Source organism: Amycolatopsis jiangsuensis (assembly GCF_014204865.1).
GTDB classification, from domain to species: domain Bacteria; phylum Actinomycetota; class Actinomycetes; order Mycobacteriales; family Pseudonocardiaceae; genus Amycolatopsis; species Amycolatopsis jiangsuensis.
On the sequence record NZ_JACHMG010000001.1, the window covers coordinates 6,905,182 to 6,918,479 of the forward strand.

Genomic DNA, 13,298 nt, shown 5'->3' on the forward strand with positions numbered 1-13,298 from the left:
CGTTCCGGCTCCCGACGAAAGGTTCTGTCGTGCCCGAATACCCGTATCCCGATCCCGTCGTGCGGCCTGCCGGCGCCCGGGAAGTCGCCCGTGATCTCGTGGTCCTGCCCGATGCCGGCGTTCCGCTCGTCCCGAACGTCGGGGTCATCGGCGGCACGCATTCGGTGCTCGTGGTCGACACCGGGATGGGCCCGGACAACGCGGAGGCCGTGCTGCGGTTCGCCACCGACTACGCCCGCGGCCGCCGGATCTACCTGACCACCACGCATTTCCACCCGGAGCACGCGTTCGGCGCGAAGACGTTCGCGGGCGCGGCGACGTACCTGCTGAACCGGGCGCAGGCCACGGATCTGGCCACGAAGGGCACCGGCTACCTGGAGATGTTCGCCGGGCTGGGCGAGCCGATCGCCCGCAGGCTGGCCGGTACCGAACTGCCCGCACCGGACGTCGTCTACGACACTTCGCGGGATCTGGATCTCGGCGGCCGGCTCGTGCGGCTGCGAGCCACCGGTCGTGCGCACAGCCGAGGGGACCAGGTCGTGACCGTGCCCGACGCGGGTGTGCTGTTCACCGGTGACCTCGTGGAAACGGGGCAGTTCGCCATCTTCCCGTGGTTTCCGCCGCACGACACGGACGTTTCCGGAGTGCGCTGGATCGAGGTGCTGCGCCGGCTGGCCGAGGACTCGCCGAAGCTGGTCGTCCCGGGGCACGGCGAGATCGGTGGTCAGCAGCGGATCACCGACGTCCGCGAGTACCTGGAACTGCTGCGCGACGAAACGTGGCGCCGCCGGGACTCGTCCGCGAGCGAGGAGACGACGACGGCCGAAGTACGCGCGGTACTGCTGAAGCGGCATCCGGAATGGGCGGGGCAGGAGTGGATCGAACCGGGAGTGGCTTGTCTGTGCGCCGAACACGCGCAGTCTGCCGGGCACGCAGAACACGCAGAACACGGGCAGTCCGCCGGATGACGCCGTCACGCCGCCTCGGCGGTCGGTGACCGGACCGGGCGGAGCGGCGCACGGCCCCGGACCGGCGCACCGGCACCGGACCGGCGGTGCATTCCGCCGACCCGGTGCCGCGTCAAGCCGCTACCAGCTCAGTTGCGGTACCGGAAGAGGATCCGTCCCCGCTCGAGGTCGTAAGGGCTGATCTCGACCAGCACCCGGTCGAACGGGAGGATCTTGATGTAGTTCTTCCGGATCTTTCCGCTGATGTGCGCGAGCACCCGGTGCCCGTTCTCGAGTTCGACCTTGAAGGTCGCGTTGCGAAGGCATTCGGTGACCGTGCCCTCGACTTCGATTCCGCCGGATTTACCTGCCATGGTGTCCCATTCTCTCGCGGAGCTTCGGGTGTTCAGTGCTGGACGAGTTCCGTGCTGCTGGCGGTCCAGCGGGCGCCGATGCCTTCGAACAACGCGATGCCCGCGGTGTTCGATTCGTCGACTTCGGCGGACGCGGTGGGGATTCCGGTGTGGTGCAGCGCGCCGAGCACGTGCGCCAGCAGCGCCCGCGCGATGCCACGTCGCTGTCGCTGCGACCGTACCGCGACCAGCCCGATGCGCGGACGGCGGAGCGGGGTCAGCCGCAGCAGCCCGACGTACTGGTCGCCGAGCACCGCCGCGACGAACTTCAGCGGATCGAGCAACGGCGTCCCGTCCGGCCGGGCGAGTACCTCGGCGGGCATGGAATCCCAGCCCGCCGCGGCCTCGACCTCGGCACGGATCGCCGCATACGCCTCCCGCAACGGCGTTTCCCGCGTGGTACCGGCGGGCAGGATCCGGACCCCGTCCGGTGGCGGGCCCGCGGTGAGCCCGGTGACGCGCGGATCCGTGGTGACCACGTATTCCCGCTCCCGCCGCCGCACGACGAGGCCGGCCCGCCGCCACCCCGCGTAGACCTCCGCGTCGGCATTGTCGGCGACCGTGTACAGCGGTTTCGGCAGCTGCGCCAGCATGGTGCCGGCGAGCCGGTCGAAAACCGTTTCATGCCAGGTGTCGACGCTGAGGAACAGCCGGCCGTCGGGCCGCGGGGACGCCTCCGCGCTTCCCACGACCCGGTCGTCTGCCTCGGCCTGCCATTGCCGATCCCCGACGCGCGTGACCACCACGGTGCGTTCGTCGAAATCGGAAGTGAAGTGTGCGAATTGCATTGTTGCCGCCTCTCCGGGGGTTCTGCAGAGGCGCCCCGGCGACGGCTATGTCATCGCCCGGCCGTGACGACAAGGGGGAGCACCCACATCGATACCACGTACATGGGACTCACCTCCTCGATCCGAGTCACGGCCGACGACAGGGTAACAGCGCCTTCGTAGCGCGGTCCAACGGTTTCCCGTCGCCGGGCGGGCCGCGACGCGGCTTCACGGGACCAGGACGAGTTTTCCCGTGTGGACCTTGCGCAGGAAGTCCTCCTGCGCTTGCCTGATCGCGGCGAGTGGGTAGGTCTTCGCCACGACCGGGCGGATGTGCCCCTTCTCGACGTGGTCGATCACATTCGCGAAAACGACGTCGTCCTGGAACGTGCAGCCGAACAGCGACAGGTCCTTGAGATAGATCGTGCGCAGGTCGAGCAGGTTCTCCGCGGTCGAGAACGCGCACGGGACCGAGGCCAGTTCCGCATCCGACCAGTCGCACCGGACACCGTAGGCTTCGCTGCCCGGCGCCACGACGTACTCGGCGAACCCGCCGTCGCATTCGCTGCCGAGCGTCCAGCACGAATACCAGCCGAGCCGGCCATCCGTCCACGTGTCAGGTCGGCGGAGCACATTCAGGCGACCCGATCACGCAGGTGATTTTCCTTCGCGTTTCGGACGATACGGTGCGGTGAACGGAATTCGAGGGCGACCTCGTGTATCTGCTTCAGTCCCTGTGCGCGATTATCCCGGTTGTGCTCACCCTCGACGTCGTGGATCAGATGGCTCTCCACGTCGGTGATGCCACAGTAGACGAACGTCCCGACGTCGAGCTGGGTCCGCATGGCCTCGTCGTACCCGTATTTCGCGTAGGTTCGCCTGCTTGACCCGCCGATCCCGATCAGGATGGTCGGGACATTGCCCAGAAGCGCGGAAGGTGGTTCCTTTCCCCGATCCTGGACGCCCTTTCCGAACTGGTATGCCCAACCGCCGGTGAAGACCCGTTCGAGCCAGCCCTTCATGAGCGCCGGCATACCCCACCAGTAGACCGGGAAGACGAAGGCGAGCCGGTCCGCGGCCTCGACCCTGCGGTGCATCACGGCGACGTCGGCGGGAACGGGACCGCCCCAGAAATGCGCGTGGTCGGCCTCGGTGAAGCGTGGATCGAAGTTCTCGGCGTGCAGGTCCAGGACGTCGACGGAATGTCCTTCCCGCCGGAACGGCTCGTTCAGCGCGTCCATGACGGCGGCCGGGTATTTGTCGGTGAAAGGATGAGAGAAGACGGTCAGCAGATGCATGATTTCCGGTCCGATTTCGTGAAGTGGGGTGCAGTGCTGTGCCGCGGCGAAACGCCGAGGACGCTCATCGTGCCGCTTTCACCAGAGTGGCGGCGGCTGCCCGTGCGGCGGAAACGGCGTCCGCGCCGGAATAGCTTGCGACCGACGTCGCGCCCTCGAACAGGACGAGAACCTGTTCGACGAGTACGTCATTTCGGCGGGAGCCGATCTCGAGGGTGACGATCCGGTCGATGAGTTCGCGAAGTATTCGTCGGTATTCGGCGACGACTTCGGAAACCTCGGGCGTTTCGCCGCCTGTCTCACCTTGGGCACGGAGAAACATGCACCCTCGCGTTCCCTCCGCGTGGTTCCAGTCTCCAAGCGCGGCGAACAGCGCGTCCACGCTGTCGACGTCCGTCTTGTCGAAGAAGCGAACGCATCGCTGTTTCAAAACCGCGGCGATGAGCGCGTTCTTGCTGCCGACGTGTTTGTAGAGCGTCCGGGAGGACACCTCCGCGGCCGCGGTGAGCCGGTCCATTCCGGTCGCGGTGAAACCGCAGCGATCGAAGAGGTGCTCGGCGCTCGAGACGATGCGTGTTTTCGTGTCCATCGTCCTCGAGGGTAAAACGGTCGTTTTACCCTGTCAAGGCAGGCCGGCAGGCGTCCCGGACCAGGCCGGCCAGTACCCGGCGGCGTTCGTCGGTCGCGTCCGCGGCCGCGTCGCCGAGCATGAGCCCGGCTGTCGACGGGACGGCGAGCCACCATGCCGCCAAGGCGCGGGCGAGATAGAGCAGGTATCCGGGATCCACGTCGTCGCGCAGCAGTCCGGCCTTCTGTGCGCGGGCCACGGCGGCGAGGTTGTCCGTGTAGTGCGCCGCGCGTTCGGCCGCTGCCGCGATCGGTTTCCCTTGTCGAGTCGCGGTTTCGAGGCCTTCCCACAGCAGCAGTCGCAGATAGTGCGGGTAGCTGCGGTGGTGGTCGTAGACCCGCACAGCGAACTCGCCGAGGTCCTCGGCCAGCTCCGCGGTCAGCGGAACCGCCGCGGCGAGCTTGGTCATCTCCTGTTCGAGCACGGCGGCGAACAGCTTCTGCTTGCTCCCGAAGTACTGGTAGATCCGCTCTTTGTTGACCCCGGCGCGCTCCGCGACCCGGTCCACGCGCGCGCCCAGCGGGCCGTGCTCGCTGTACTCGTGCACGGCGGCGTCCATCTACGACCTGCTCGCGACGCACCCGCTCGGCGCCGACACCGGCGAACGCGAGCTGATCGAGGCCATCTACGCCGAGGACGTCGTGTTCGACCGCGGCGCGGGGCTCGAAGGCGCGGCCGGTCGCGAAGCGATGGCGCAGCTCGTCGGCCGCGACGAGCACCACGCCGCCATCGCGGGCGGCCTCGCCCATTTCGGCAGCCTGCCGCTCGTCGACCTCTCCGGGGACACCGCGGTCGCCGTCTCCTACCTCGCGCTGATCACCCCGGACGCCCACGGCGAGTCCCGGGAACTGGCCAACCATGGAACCTCGCAGGGCTACCGGATCCACCGGGTGCTCGCCAACCGCTGGACGCTCGAGCGCGGCACCGACGGCTGGCGCATCGCCTCCCGGACCCTGTTGCCGGCGGACGGTTCAGGCCCGGCGCTCGACCTTCTCCGTGACGCGGGTTCGGCTCACCTGCGAAACGGCGACAGAGAGCGGCGGTGAGCACCGCGGTCGAGCGTCGAACGAGACTTTTCGCGCGTTTTCAGGGTCGTTGTAGGCCGGTCAGCAGCAGGTCGAGGTAACGACGGCCGACGGCGACCGGCTCGGCGCCGGCGAGTGCCGTGTGGACGTGCACGGCGTGGGCGACCCCGCACATGAGGGAGACCAGATCGGCTTGGGAGAACTCGGGATCGATCGTGCCCGCCGCGTGGACGCGGTCCAGCAGTTGGCCGAACAGGCCGGTGACCCGCTGCTTGAGCTCGGTGGTGCGCTCGAGCGTGTCGGTGGGGGAGGTGAACACCGGTGACACGGACGCGTCGGTCAGCTGAGCCTCGATCCCCGCGGCCAGGAACCCGCGCAGCGCCTGCCACGGGTCGGGGTCGGCCAGTGTCTGCTCGGCGTGCTCGGCGAGTGCCTCGAACGCGGGTGCGGCGACCGTCTCCAGCAGTGCCTCCGGCGTGGGGAAATGCCGGTAGACGGTGGCGACCCCGATGGACGCCGTGCGGGCCACGTCGTTGAGCTGCAGCGGTCTGCCTTCGTCAAGGTAGTGGCGGGCGGTCTCGACAATGCGCTTCCAGTTGCGGGCGGCGTCCTTGCGCAGTGGAGGGGAGGTCACGTCCCACAGGATAACCGGATGACGTATCCGATTGTGGTAGGGTGAAACGGATAGTCCATCCGTATCGAGGCGAGGGGTTCTCGATGACCACCACCACACGCGACAGCGTCGACGTCGCGGGGACGAGGCGGACGTTCACCACCGTCGCGTCCACAGCAGACTCGGCGTCCCGCGCGCTCGTCCTGGTTTTCCACGGTTCGCGCCAGTCCGGCGACAAGCATCGCGCGTTCACCAGCCAGGCCTACGACCGGTTCGCCGCCGCGGGCACCGCGGTGGTCGCCTACCTCGACGGCTATCAGGGAGCCTGGAACGACGCGCGCCGGGAAAGCCGGTTCGCCGCCCGGCGGGACGGGATGGACGACGTCGGCTTCGCGCGGGCGGTGATCACCAAGCTCGCCGCCGATCACCGGATCGATTCGCGCCGGGTGTTCGCGATCGGCTATTCCAACGGCGGCCAGCTGGTCATGCGGCTCGTCCACGAGGCGCCGGAACTGCTCGCCGGCGCGGCCGTGATCGGCGCGACCATGCCCGCACCGGAGAACTTCCTCGCCACGGAGGCGCCGCCGGCACCGCTGCCGATGCTGTTCATCCACGGCACGAAGGATCCGATCGTCTCCTACGGCGGCGGCACGATGGGCTGGTGGAAGCGGCGGTTCTTCAAGGTCGGCGGCAGGAGCTGGTCCGCGCCCCGGACGGCGCGGCACTTCGCCGAACGCAACGGCAGCACTGCCGGTCCCGTGATCACGCGCGAACCGGCCCGGCCCGGAGCCGTCACCGAGGTCGAGCGCTCGGACTACCGCGAGGACGGCGCGCCGCCCGTGGTGCTCTACACCATCCATCGCGGCGGCCACACCGTTCCCGGTTCGGCAGGCAATCCCCGGGTGCTCGGCAGAACCAGCCGTGAGGTCGAGGCCGCCGGCCTGATCGGCACCTTCTTCGGACTGCTGGTGGGCTCGGGCGCGGACTCGTCGCCAGTCGGTCCACAATAGACCGCGACGGCCGGGAAGCGGTCAGGCGACCAGTGCCCGTAGCTCGTCGCGGACAGCGTCGAACGCGTCGAGGTTCCGCTCGACACGGCTGATCGCGAGGGCGCCCTCCGTCGCGGCGATCGTCATTGTCGCGATGCGGGTCGCGCGTCCGGGGTCGATGCCGTGGCCGGCGAGGCCGCGCGCCAGGCTTTCGCGCCAGCCGGCGAAGAAGCCGGCGCCGGCCTCCGACAGCTCCGGCGACTGCGCGGCGCGTTCGATCGTGATCGGCACGACCGGGCATCCGGCCAGGAAGCCGGACTCGGCGAACTCGGCGGCGATCCGGTCGAGGCACGTTTCCAGGAGATCCGCCGCGGAGGTGCTCTTGGCCACCGCGCGTTCGATCCCCTCGAACACCTGCGAGGCGCGCAGGGCGATGACCTCGCCGGCGATCTCGTCCTTGCCGCCCTTGAAGTGGAAGGTGACCGAGCCGCGAGGCGCGCCGGAAGCCTCGACGATGTCGCTGATCGCGGTGGAGCCGTAACCCCGCTCCCGCATCGCCCGCAGTGATGCCTGGATGATGCGGTCGCGCGTGTCCGTTCGCTGGCCCATGTCGGTTCCCCTCGTGCTCTTACGGCCGAAATAGTACGTCCATACGAGCGGGCATGTGCGCGTGCTTGCTAGTATGACCGTACGAGCTACCTGTGGAGGAGTGCTTCATCATGGCCAGCTATCCGTTGGACAGGACCGCGTTGGTCGTCGTCGATGCCACCAACGACTTCATTTCCGAGGGCGGCAAGGGATATCCCGGACTGCGAGGTGTCCTGGACGAGGTCGGCACCGTGGGCAACATGAAGCGGGTGCTGGAGGCGGCCCGCGCCGCGGGAATCCAGGTGCTGCACGCTCCGATGGAGACCCAGCCGTGGGACTACGGCCCGTGGAAGCACCGCACTCCGAGCCACGAGGGCATGTTCGCGGCGCAGCTTTTCCAGGCCGGCACCTGGGGCGCCCGGTTCCACCCCGACTTCGTGCCCGTCGAGGGCGAGGTGGTCGTCACCCCGCACAAGACGTTCGATGCCTTCCACGGCACCGATCTCGACACCCAGCTGCGCCAGTGCGACCTCGACCACGTGATCGTGTGCGGGCTGACCACCAACACCTGTGTCGACTCGACCGGCCGTGACGCGGTGGAGAAGGGCTACGACGTCACGTTCGTCCCCGACGCGGTCGGCACCTTCACGATGGACATGCACCGAGCGACGATCGAACAGAACTGGCCCCGCTACGCCCACCACATCCTGACCAGCGACGACGTCATCGCCGAACTGGGGTGACGCTCCCAAGCCTGACGCTGCGGTGCTGGTCAGGACGTTGTGGTGGGGCCGGAGAGACTCGAACTCTCACTGGCACGGACCTAAACCGTGTGCCTCTGCCAATTGGGCTACGGCCCCGGGGAATCTCGTCCGGATCGTAGCGCGTGCCCCGTTCGGTGCTGCTCGGCGTGGCCGGTCGCCGGAAGGGGGGTGCTGTCCTCTACCGTTGGGTGCCAACAGTCCGATGCGGCGAGGAGGGCACGTGGCTCGCGACCCCGAGACCATCGAGCGTGAGATCGAGCAGGCCAGGACGTCCCTGGTCGCGACGCTCGACCAGCTGGGCACCAAGGCCAACCCGCAGAAACTCGCCGACGCGGCGAAGGACGGTGTGCGCGCCAAGCTGGACAACCCGAAGGTCAAGTACCCGCTGATCGGCGTCGGCGCAGTGGTCGCGGCGCTGCTGATCCGCAAGCTTTTCCGCTGAGTCCTGCCGGGTTTCCGGCTCAGTGCCGCAGCCGCTCAGCGGCCGATTCGGCACGCAGTGGCGCACGCACGGGGTGGTGGGTGGAAGCAGCGGCCGGTGACAGCGTTCCTGGCCGGGCTGCGAAGCTTCCGGCTGTCCGGCCCGGCCGGGTCATCACCTGCAAAGTCCGATCCGCGCGGCACGCCGGTAGACAACCGTCACGTAGCGTTGCTCAGACGGTGATTTTCGCCCCGCGACAGACCACTCGTTCAGCGGTCACTCACCTGAGGGGCGCGGAAGGGTGATGTGGGCCGGCCGCGTGACCCGGGCTGCGTTGCGACGAGCGATGTGAGCTTGTGAGTGCCCTGTCTGCGGTAGCTCCGACAGGCTCGAGTCGGCGTGCCGAGGCTTTCGCGATCGCGAAGCTCGGCGTGCGGCTCCCGGGTACGTGCAATTGTCGCCGCGGTGAAGCAAATGGCCACGGTGTCACGCAGTGCTGCGACGCTGTCCGCCGCTTTGCGGTGGTCCTGCGTAAGGGGAGGCTGTCCGTCGCTTCGCGGTGAGTCTCCCGCGAAGCGTCCCAGTTGGTCGCTTGGCGGTGGGTGCTGCGTGAGCGACCCGGTTGGTCGCTTGGCGGTGGGTGCTGCGTGAGCGACCCGGTCGGTCGCTTCGCCGTGGATCCTGCGTAGGGAGTCGTCGGGGGATCAGGCGCGTCCGGCCGGGTGGGTGGCCGGCGCGCCTGCTGTCACACCCGGGTCGTTCGCCTCCTCGGCGGGGCGGTCGTCGACTTCCTTCGGGAGCTGCTTGCTCGACGGGAGTCCTGGTTTCGCGCTCGCCGCCTTGCCGGGGGTGCCGGGAGCGGGGCCCGTGCCGTCGGCAGGCGGGGTCGCGTCGGGGCTCTGCTGAACCGCGGCAGGGGAGCCGGAGCCGGGGCTGGACGGGGCCGTCGCTTCCGTGGAGCCGGCGACGGGGGCCGCAGTGCCGGCCGCGTCGGAGCCCGAGCCGACCGTGGCCGGGGTGCCGGCAGTGGCGGCCGCACCGGCGGGAGCGGCGCCCGAGGTGTCCTTCTTCCCGCCCGGCGGGGGCACCTGCAGCGGGGCCTGTTCCGGCAGGGTCAGGCGGGCGGCCATGTAGGTGCTGGTGAACTCGAGCGCGTTGCCGTTCAGCAGGTGCACGACCGTGGTCCGCTCACTCGTCGCCATTTTCTCGACCAGCTGGTCGGCACGGTCCCGGGCGGCGATGATGCCCGGCGCCTTCGCGGTCAGCTCCTTGCCCTGCCCGCTGACGGTGATCGTCCAGTCGTCGTTGTCGTGCTCGTATGTTGCCGTGATCGTTTCCACCACTGCCTCACCCCTCTCGTCATCAGCATGCGTCACCGGCTGGGACCCGGCGACCGCAGGCTCATGACGCGATTCCGGCGCTCCCCCGCCGCAATCGCGACACTCCGTGAGTCTTTCTACCGTGTCATCGATACCGTAAGAAAACTCTGTGTCACAAGTAACGGGACGAGGTTTGCCCTGAGTGACGACCGAATGGCCTAATGCACGCGCATCTTCACGCGCACGTCAGGTCGCTCGCTGTGACAAGCCGGTCCAGAGCAGGTCCATGGCGTACTCGGTCGCCATCCGGGGGGTCACCTCGGGAAACCGTTCGCACCAGATCGCGAGCCGTTCGCACGCCCCCACCACGAACTCGGCAGAGGCCTCGGTCCGCAGGGTGTCCTCAGCGTCGAAATGGCCGCTCATCAGCGACGCGATCAGATCGGTCTGCTGGCGACGGGTCTCCTCGATCTCGTCCGCCGCGGGGGTGCCGACCAGCGCCATCTCCTGCCGTAGGAGGGACCACGCCTCCCCCCGGTCGCGGATGAACTCGAAGAACGCCAGCAGCCCCCGCTGCAGTGCGTCCTCGGCCGACGTGGCGCGCGCTGTCGCCTGCTCGGTGGCTTCGCGCAAAGCCGAGCGCGACTGCCGGATGCAGGCGAGCAGCAGCCCCTCTTTCGAGTGGAAGTACTCGTAGAGCATCGGCTTCGAGACGCCCACCAGCTCGGCGATCTCGTCCATCGAGGCCGCCGCGTAGCCGCGTTCGGTGAAGACCCCTTCGGCGACCGCGATCATCTGCTGCTCACGTTCGGCCCGGGGCATGCGCTTGCGCTTGGCGGTGGTCACGGCGCACACTCTACCGTCAGTAACCTTACTCGGAGTAGGATGGACTTCGGGTAACAGGAAAAGGAGGGCGCATGGGCAACCGCACGGAAACCGGGGTGATCGTGGTCGGCACCGGGTTCTCCGGGCTCGGCATGGCGATCCGGCTGCGCAAGGACCGCCGCGAGGACTTCGTGGTCCTCGAGAAGGCCACCGACGTGGGCGGCACCTGGCGCGACAACAGCTACCCGGGCTGTGCCTGTGACATCCCGTCGCACATGTACTCGTTCTCCTTCGAACAGAACCCGGGCTGGTCGCGCGCGTACTCGACGCAGCCCGAGATCTGGCGCTACCTGCGTGAGGTCGCCGGCAAGTACGACCTGCGTCGGTTCATCCGGTTCGGCCAGGAGATGACCGGGGCGCGCTGGGACGCCGACGAGAACCGCTGGCACGTGACCACGAAAAGCGGTGACGAGTTCGTGGCCAAGGCACTGGTCTCCGGTGTCGGCGCCCTCCACCGGCCGCAGATCCCGCGGCTGCCCGGCATCGAGCGGTTCGCCGGGCGCACCTTCCACTCCGCGGAGTGGGACGACGACTTCGACCTGGCAGGCAAGCGCGTCGCGGTGATCGGCACGGGGGCGAGTGCGGTGCAGTTCGTTCCGCGGATCGCGCCGCAGGTGGCCGAGCTGACGCTGTTCCAGCGCACGCCGCCGTGGATCATGCCGAAGGCCGACCGTGCCGTTCCCGGCTGGCTGCGCGGACTGTTCCGTGCGCTGCCGCCGGCGCAGCGACTCTACCGCGACGCCCTGTACTGGACTCTCGAAGCACGCGCGATCGGCTTCAACGGCCACCCGGGGGTGATGAAGCTCGGACAGCGGCTCGCGAAGAGCAACATCGACCGTGCGGTCAAGGATCCGCAGCTGCGGGCGAAGCTGACGCCGGACTACACCATGGGCTGCAAGCGCGTGCTGATTTCCAACGACTACTACCCGGCCCTGGCCCGCGACAACGTCGAGGTGGTCACCGAAGGCGTGGCCGAGGTCCGTGAGCACAGCGTCGTCGACGCGGCCGGGGTGGAACACGAGGTCGACGCGATCATCTACGGCACCGGTTTCCACGTGACCGACGCGTTCGACAACCTGGAGATCATCGGCCGCGAGGGACGCAACCTCGCCAAGGAGTGGGCGAGCGAGGGGATGCGTACCCATCTCGGCATCACCGTCAACGGCTTCCCGAACCTGTTCTTCCTGCTCGGGCCGAACACCGGGCTGGGGCACAACTCGGTGGTGTTCATGATCGAAGCGCAGGTCGCCTACATCGCGCAGGCGCTGCGGCTGGCCGGCGACGGCGCGCTGGATCCGCGGCCGGAGGTCCAGGACCGTTTCAACGCCGACGTGCAGCGCAAGCTCGCCAAGGGCATCTGGACCCAGGGCGGCTGCACGAGCTGGTACCTCGACGCGAAGGGCGTCAACCGCACCATCTGGCCCGGTTTCACCTGGCGCTACTGGCTCGACACCCGCTCCGTGCGCCGCGAGGACTACGAACTGCTCGGCTGAAAACCGGCGGAACGAAGGGGACTTTCGCGGCAGGGGAGGAGCCGCGAAAGTCCCCTTCGTGGTGTGCGGGCGGCCCGCCTCAGGTGGGGGCGAGGTTGCGCAGGTGACCGACCAGCTCGGCGGTCGGCACGCCGCAGAGCTCGGCCATCCGCTCCAGCGCGGCCAGATCGAACGAGACCTCGTACGACCCGGCACTCGCGGCGGTAGCGGAAACGGCGCTGGACGCGGCTCGGGCCGCGCTGCCGAGGCCGGCACCGGGAGTGGTGGTGGGCTTGGTGCCGCCGCTGTAGGCAGTGCTGGGAGTGCCTCGGGACGTGCTGCCGGGGGCGGCTCCGCTGCCCGGAACGCCCGACGCAGCACGGGGTGCGGTCCCAGGCGCGGTATCGCTGCCCGGCGTACCCGGGGTCGCTTCACTGCCGGAGACGGCCCCGGTACCCGTGGTTCGGGGCGCGCCGCCGGGAGCGCGCCCCGCAACGCCTGGGGGAGCCGTTCCCGAGCCCGCTGCGGACGCGGTGTCGGAACCGGTCGGGGGAGCCGTACCCGAATCCGCTGCGGATCCGTGGCCGGGACCGGCCGGAGGGGCCGTACCCGAGCCCGGGGCAGTGCCGTGACCCGGAGCGATCGCGGCGCCCGGCCGGCCTCCGGCCACCGGACCCCCGGCGGGGACCGCCAGGCCGCTTTGCCGCAGGCGGCCTTCGGCCCAGCGGCGGAGGGGGTTCAGTTCCGGTCCGGCCTCGGTGATCACCCGGCGCAGGTCCACCCGGATCCGGCCCGGTTCCTCCACGAACACCCGTCTGTGCACCTTCGCCAGCAGGTCCTGGGGGAGCTCGTCCATCGCGACGCACAGTTCCACCAGGCGCACCACGGAACACTGCCGCGTGCCCAGTTCGTACGTCGCCAGTGTCTGCAGGGAGATCTCGCTCTGCAGATGCTGGTTGAGCTCCTTGCGTGTCCAGCCCCGGCCGCGCCGGAGCTTGCGCAGCTCGTCCCCGAGTACCCGCTGGTAGTGCTCAGCGTCGATGGCCACTGCCGTCCCTGCCCCTCCCGAATCCCGCAGCACGTGCGTCTTGCGGAGGTGAAAGCGACGAGGTGGCGGTTCCTTACGCGGATTCGGCGAAGAACTTTCGGGAACCGGCCCTGGCTACCCC

General features: G+C 69.0%; 16 protein-coding genes, 1 tRNA gene and 1 pseudogene. 6 read left to right on the plus strand and 12 right to left on the minus strand.

The features are described from left to right. Positions 1-29 precede the first annotated feature (29 nt). Positions 30-968, plus strand: coding sequence for an MBL fold metallo-hydrolase (locus BJY18_RS31425; protein WP_184783503.1), 939 nt, complete (start codon positions 30-32; stop codon positions 966-968). A 128-nt stretch (positions 969-1,096) separates the two neighbouring features. Here the strand turns inward: BJY18_RS31425 and infA are convergent, their stop codons facing one another. From infA to BJY18_RS31455, 6 genes are all read right to left on the minus strand, one after another. Further along, positions 1,097-1,321 carry a translation initiation factor IF-1 gene (infA, locus tag BJY18_RS31430; protein ID WP_184783504.1) on the minus strand — a complete coding sequence of 75 codons (225 nt, stop codon included), beginning with the start codon at positions 1,319-1,321 and terminating at the stop codon, positions 1,097-1,099. Positions 1,322-1,353: 32 nt separating this feature from the next. Beyond that, positions 1,354-2,148 (minus strand): GNAT family N-acetyltransferase, encoded by a 795-nt coding sequence (locus BJY18_RS31435; RefSeq protein WP_184783505.1) that lies wholly within the window; start codon positions 2,146-2,148, stop codon positions 1,354-1,356. Positions 2,149-2,355: 207 nt separating this feature from the next. Next, on the minus strand, positions 2,356-2,760 hold the full coding sequence (locus tag BJY18_RS37850; RefSeq protein ID WP_312874016.1) for a zinc-binding dehydrogenase: 405 nt from the start codon (positions 2,758-2,760) through the stop codon (positions 2,356-2,358). A gap of 2 nt (positions 2,761-2,762) precedes the next feature. After that, positions 2,763-3,425: an NAD(P)H-dependent oxidoreductase gene (locus tag BJY18_RS31445; protein WP_184783506.1), complete on the minus strand. Its 663-nt coding sequence runs from the start codon at positions 3,423-3,425 to the stop codon at positions 2,763-2,765. Between the two features lie 64 nt (positions 3,426-3,489). Further along, complete coding sequence (locus BJY18_RS31450) at positions 3,490-4,014, minus strand: TetR/AcrR family transcriptional regulator (protein ID WP_184783507.1); 525 nt, start codon at positions 4,012-4,014, stop codon at positions 3,490-3,492. 25 nt (positions 4,015-4,039) lie between these two features. After that, positions 4,040-4,561: a TetR/AcrR family transcriptional regulator gene (locus BJY18_RS31455; RefSeq protein ID WP_312874017.1), complete on the minus strand. Its 522-nt coding sequence runs from the start codon at positions 4,559-4,561 to the stop codon at positions 4,040-4,042. Between BJY18_RS31455 and BJY18_RS31460 the strand changes: the two genes are divergently transcribed. Further along, positions 4,530-5,099 (plus strand): nuclear transport factor 2 family protein, encoded by a 570-nt coding sequence (locus BJY18_RS31460; protein ID WP_221458047.1) that lies wholly within the window; start codon positions 4,530-4,532, stop codon positions 5,097-5,099. The two genes, BJY18_RS31455 and BJY18_RS31460, sit on opposite strands and share 32 nt — an antisense overlap. A gap of 40 nt (positions 5,100-5,139) precedes the next feature. On the opposite strand, the gene BJY18_RS31465 is transcribed toward BJY18_RS31460, so the two are convergent. Beyond that, the gene (locus BJY18_RS31465; protein WP_184783509.1) at positions 5,140-5,712 is read right to left on the minus strand and encodes a TetR/AcrR family transcriptional regulator; all 573 of its coding nucleotides are present in this window, start codon (positions 5,710-5,712) and stop codon (positions 5,140-5,142) included. An 83-nt stretch (positions 5,713-5,795) separates the two neighbouring features. On the opposite strand from BJY18_RS31465, the gene BJY18_RS31470 reads away from it, so the two are divergent. Further along, positions 5,796-6,701: a CE1 family esterase gene (locus tag BJY18_RS31470; RefSeq protein ID WP_184783510.1), complete on the plus strand. Its 906-nt coding sequence runs from the start codon at positions 5,796-5,798 to the stop codon at positions 6,699-6,701. Positions 6,702-6,722: 21 nt separating this feature from the next. Here the strand turns inward: BJY18_RS31470 and BJY18_RS31475 are convergent, their stop codons facing one another. Continuing rightward, a complete protein-coding gene (locus tag BJY18_RS31475; RefSeq protein WP_184783511.1) occupies positions 6,723-7,289 on the minus strand; it encodes a TetR/AcrR family transcriptional regulator in 567 nt (188 codons plus the stop codon). A 110-nt stretch (positions 7,290-7,399) separates the two neighbouring features. On the opposite strand from BJY18_RS31475, the gene BJY18_RS31480 reads away from it, so the two are divergent. Continuing rightward, positions 7,400-8,011, plus strand: a complete 612-nt coding sequence (locus tag BJY18_RS31480) for a cysteine hydrolase family protein (RefSeq protein ID WP_184783512.1) — start codon at positions 7,400-7,402, stop codon at positions 8,009-8,011. A 40-nt stretch (positions 8,012-8,051) separates the two neighbouring features. On the opposite strand, the gene BJY18_RS31485 is transcribed toward BJY18_RS31480, so the two are convergent. Further along, positions 8,052-8,128, minus strand: a tRNA-Leu gene (locus BJY18_RS31485). A gap of 124 nt (positions 8,129-8,252) precedes the next feature. Between BJY18_RS31485 and BJY18_RS31490 the strand changes: the two genes are divergently transcribed. Next, complete coding sequence (locus BJY18_RS31490; RefSeq protein ID WP_184783513.1) at positions 8,253-8,474, plus strand: DUF3618 domain-containing protein; 222 nt, start codon at positions 8,253-8,255, stop codon at positions 8,472-8,474. Positions 8,475-9,157: 683 nt separating this feature from the next. Here BJY18_RS31490 and BJY18_RS38150 read toward each other — a convergent pair. Together BJY18_RS38150 and BJY18_RS31500 are read right to left on the minus strand one after the other, a co-directional pair. Then, on the minus strand, positions 9,158-9,796 hold the full coding sequence (locus BJY18_RS38150; protein ID WP_184783514.1) for a hypothetical protein: 639 nt from the start codon (positions 9,794-9,796) through the stop codon (positions 9,158-9,160). Between the two features lie 222 nt (positions 9,797-10,018). Continuing rightward, positions 10,019-10,618 (minus strand): TetR/AcrR family transcriptional regulator, encoded by a 600-nt coding sequence (locus BJY18_RS31500; RefSeq protein ID WP_312874018.1) that lies wholly within the window; start codon positions 10,616-10,618, stop codon positions 10,019-10,021. Between the two features lie 71 nt (positions 10,619-10,689). On the opposite strand from BJY18_RS31500, the gene BJY18_RS31505 reads away from it, so the two are divergent. Further along, positions 10,690-12,150: a flavin-containing monooxygenase gene (locus BJY18_RS31505; protein ID WP_184783515.1), complete on the plus strand. Its 1,461-nt coding sequence runs from the start codon at positions 10,690-10,692 to the stop codon at positions 12,148-12,150. A gap of 673 nt (positions 12,151-12,823) precedes the next feature. Here the strand turns inward: BJY18_RS31505 and BJY18_RS31515 are convergent. Further along, positions 12,824-13,177, minus strand: a pseudogene (locus BJY18_RS31515) (helix-turn-helix domain-containing protein); the annotation flags it as partial. Positions 13,178-13,298: the final 121 nt, after the last annotated feature.

Bases quoted from the DNA above. Each gene is read 5' to 3' on its own strand.
- BJY18_RS31480 (WP_184783512.1), top strand. From the start codon at position 7,400: ATGGCCAGCTATCCGTTGGACAGGACCGCGTTGGTCGTCGTCGATGCC.
- BJY18_RS31470 (WP_184783510.1), top strand. From the start codon at position 5,796: ATGACCACCACCACACGCGACAGCGTCGACGTCGCGGGGACGAGGCGG.
- BJY18_RS31435 (WP_184783505.1), bottom strand. From the start codon at position 2,148: ATGCAATTCGCACACTTCACTTCCGATTTCGACGAACGCACCGTGGTG.
- BJY18_RS31505 (WP_184783515.1), top strand. From the start codon at position 10,690: ATGGGCAACCGCACGGAAACCGGGGTGATCGTGGTCGGCACCGGGTTC.
- BJY18_RS31450 (WP_184783507.1), bottom strand. From the start codon at position 4,014: ATGGACACGAAAACACGCATCGTCTCGAGCGCCGAGCACCTCTTCGAT.
- BJY18_RS31475 (WP_184783511.1), bottom strand. From the start codon at position 7,289: ATGGGCCAGCGAACGGACACGCGCGACCGCATCATCCAGGCATCACTG.
- BJY18_RS31445 (WP_184783506.1), bottom strand. From the start codon at position 3,425: ATGCATCTGCTGACCGTCTTCTCTCATCCTTTCACCGACAAATACCCG.
- infA (WP_184783504.1), bottom strand. From the start codon at position 1,321: ATGGCAGGTAAATCCGGCGGAATCGAAGTCGAGGGCACGGTCACCGAA.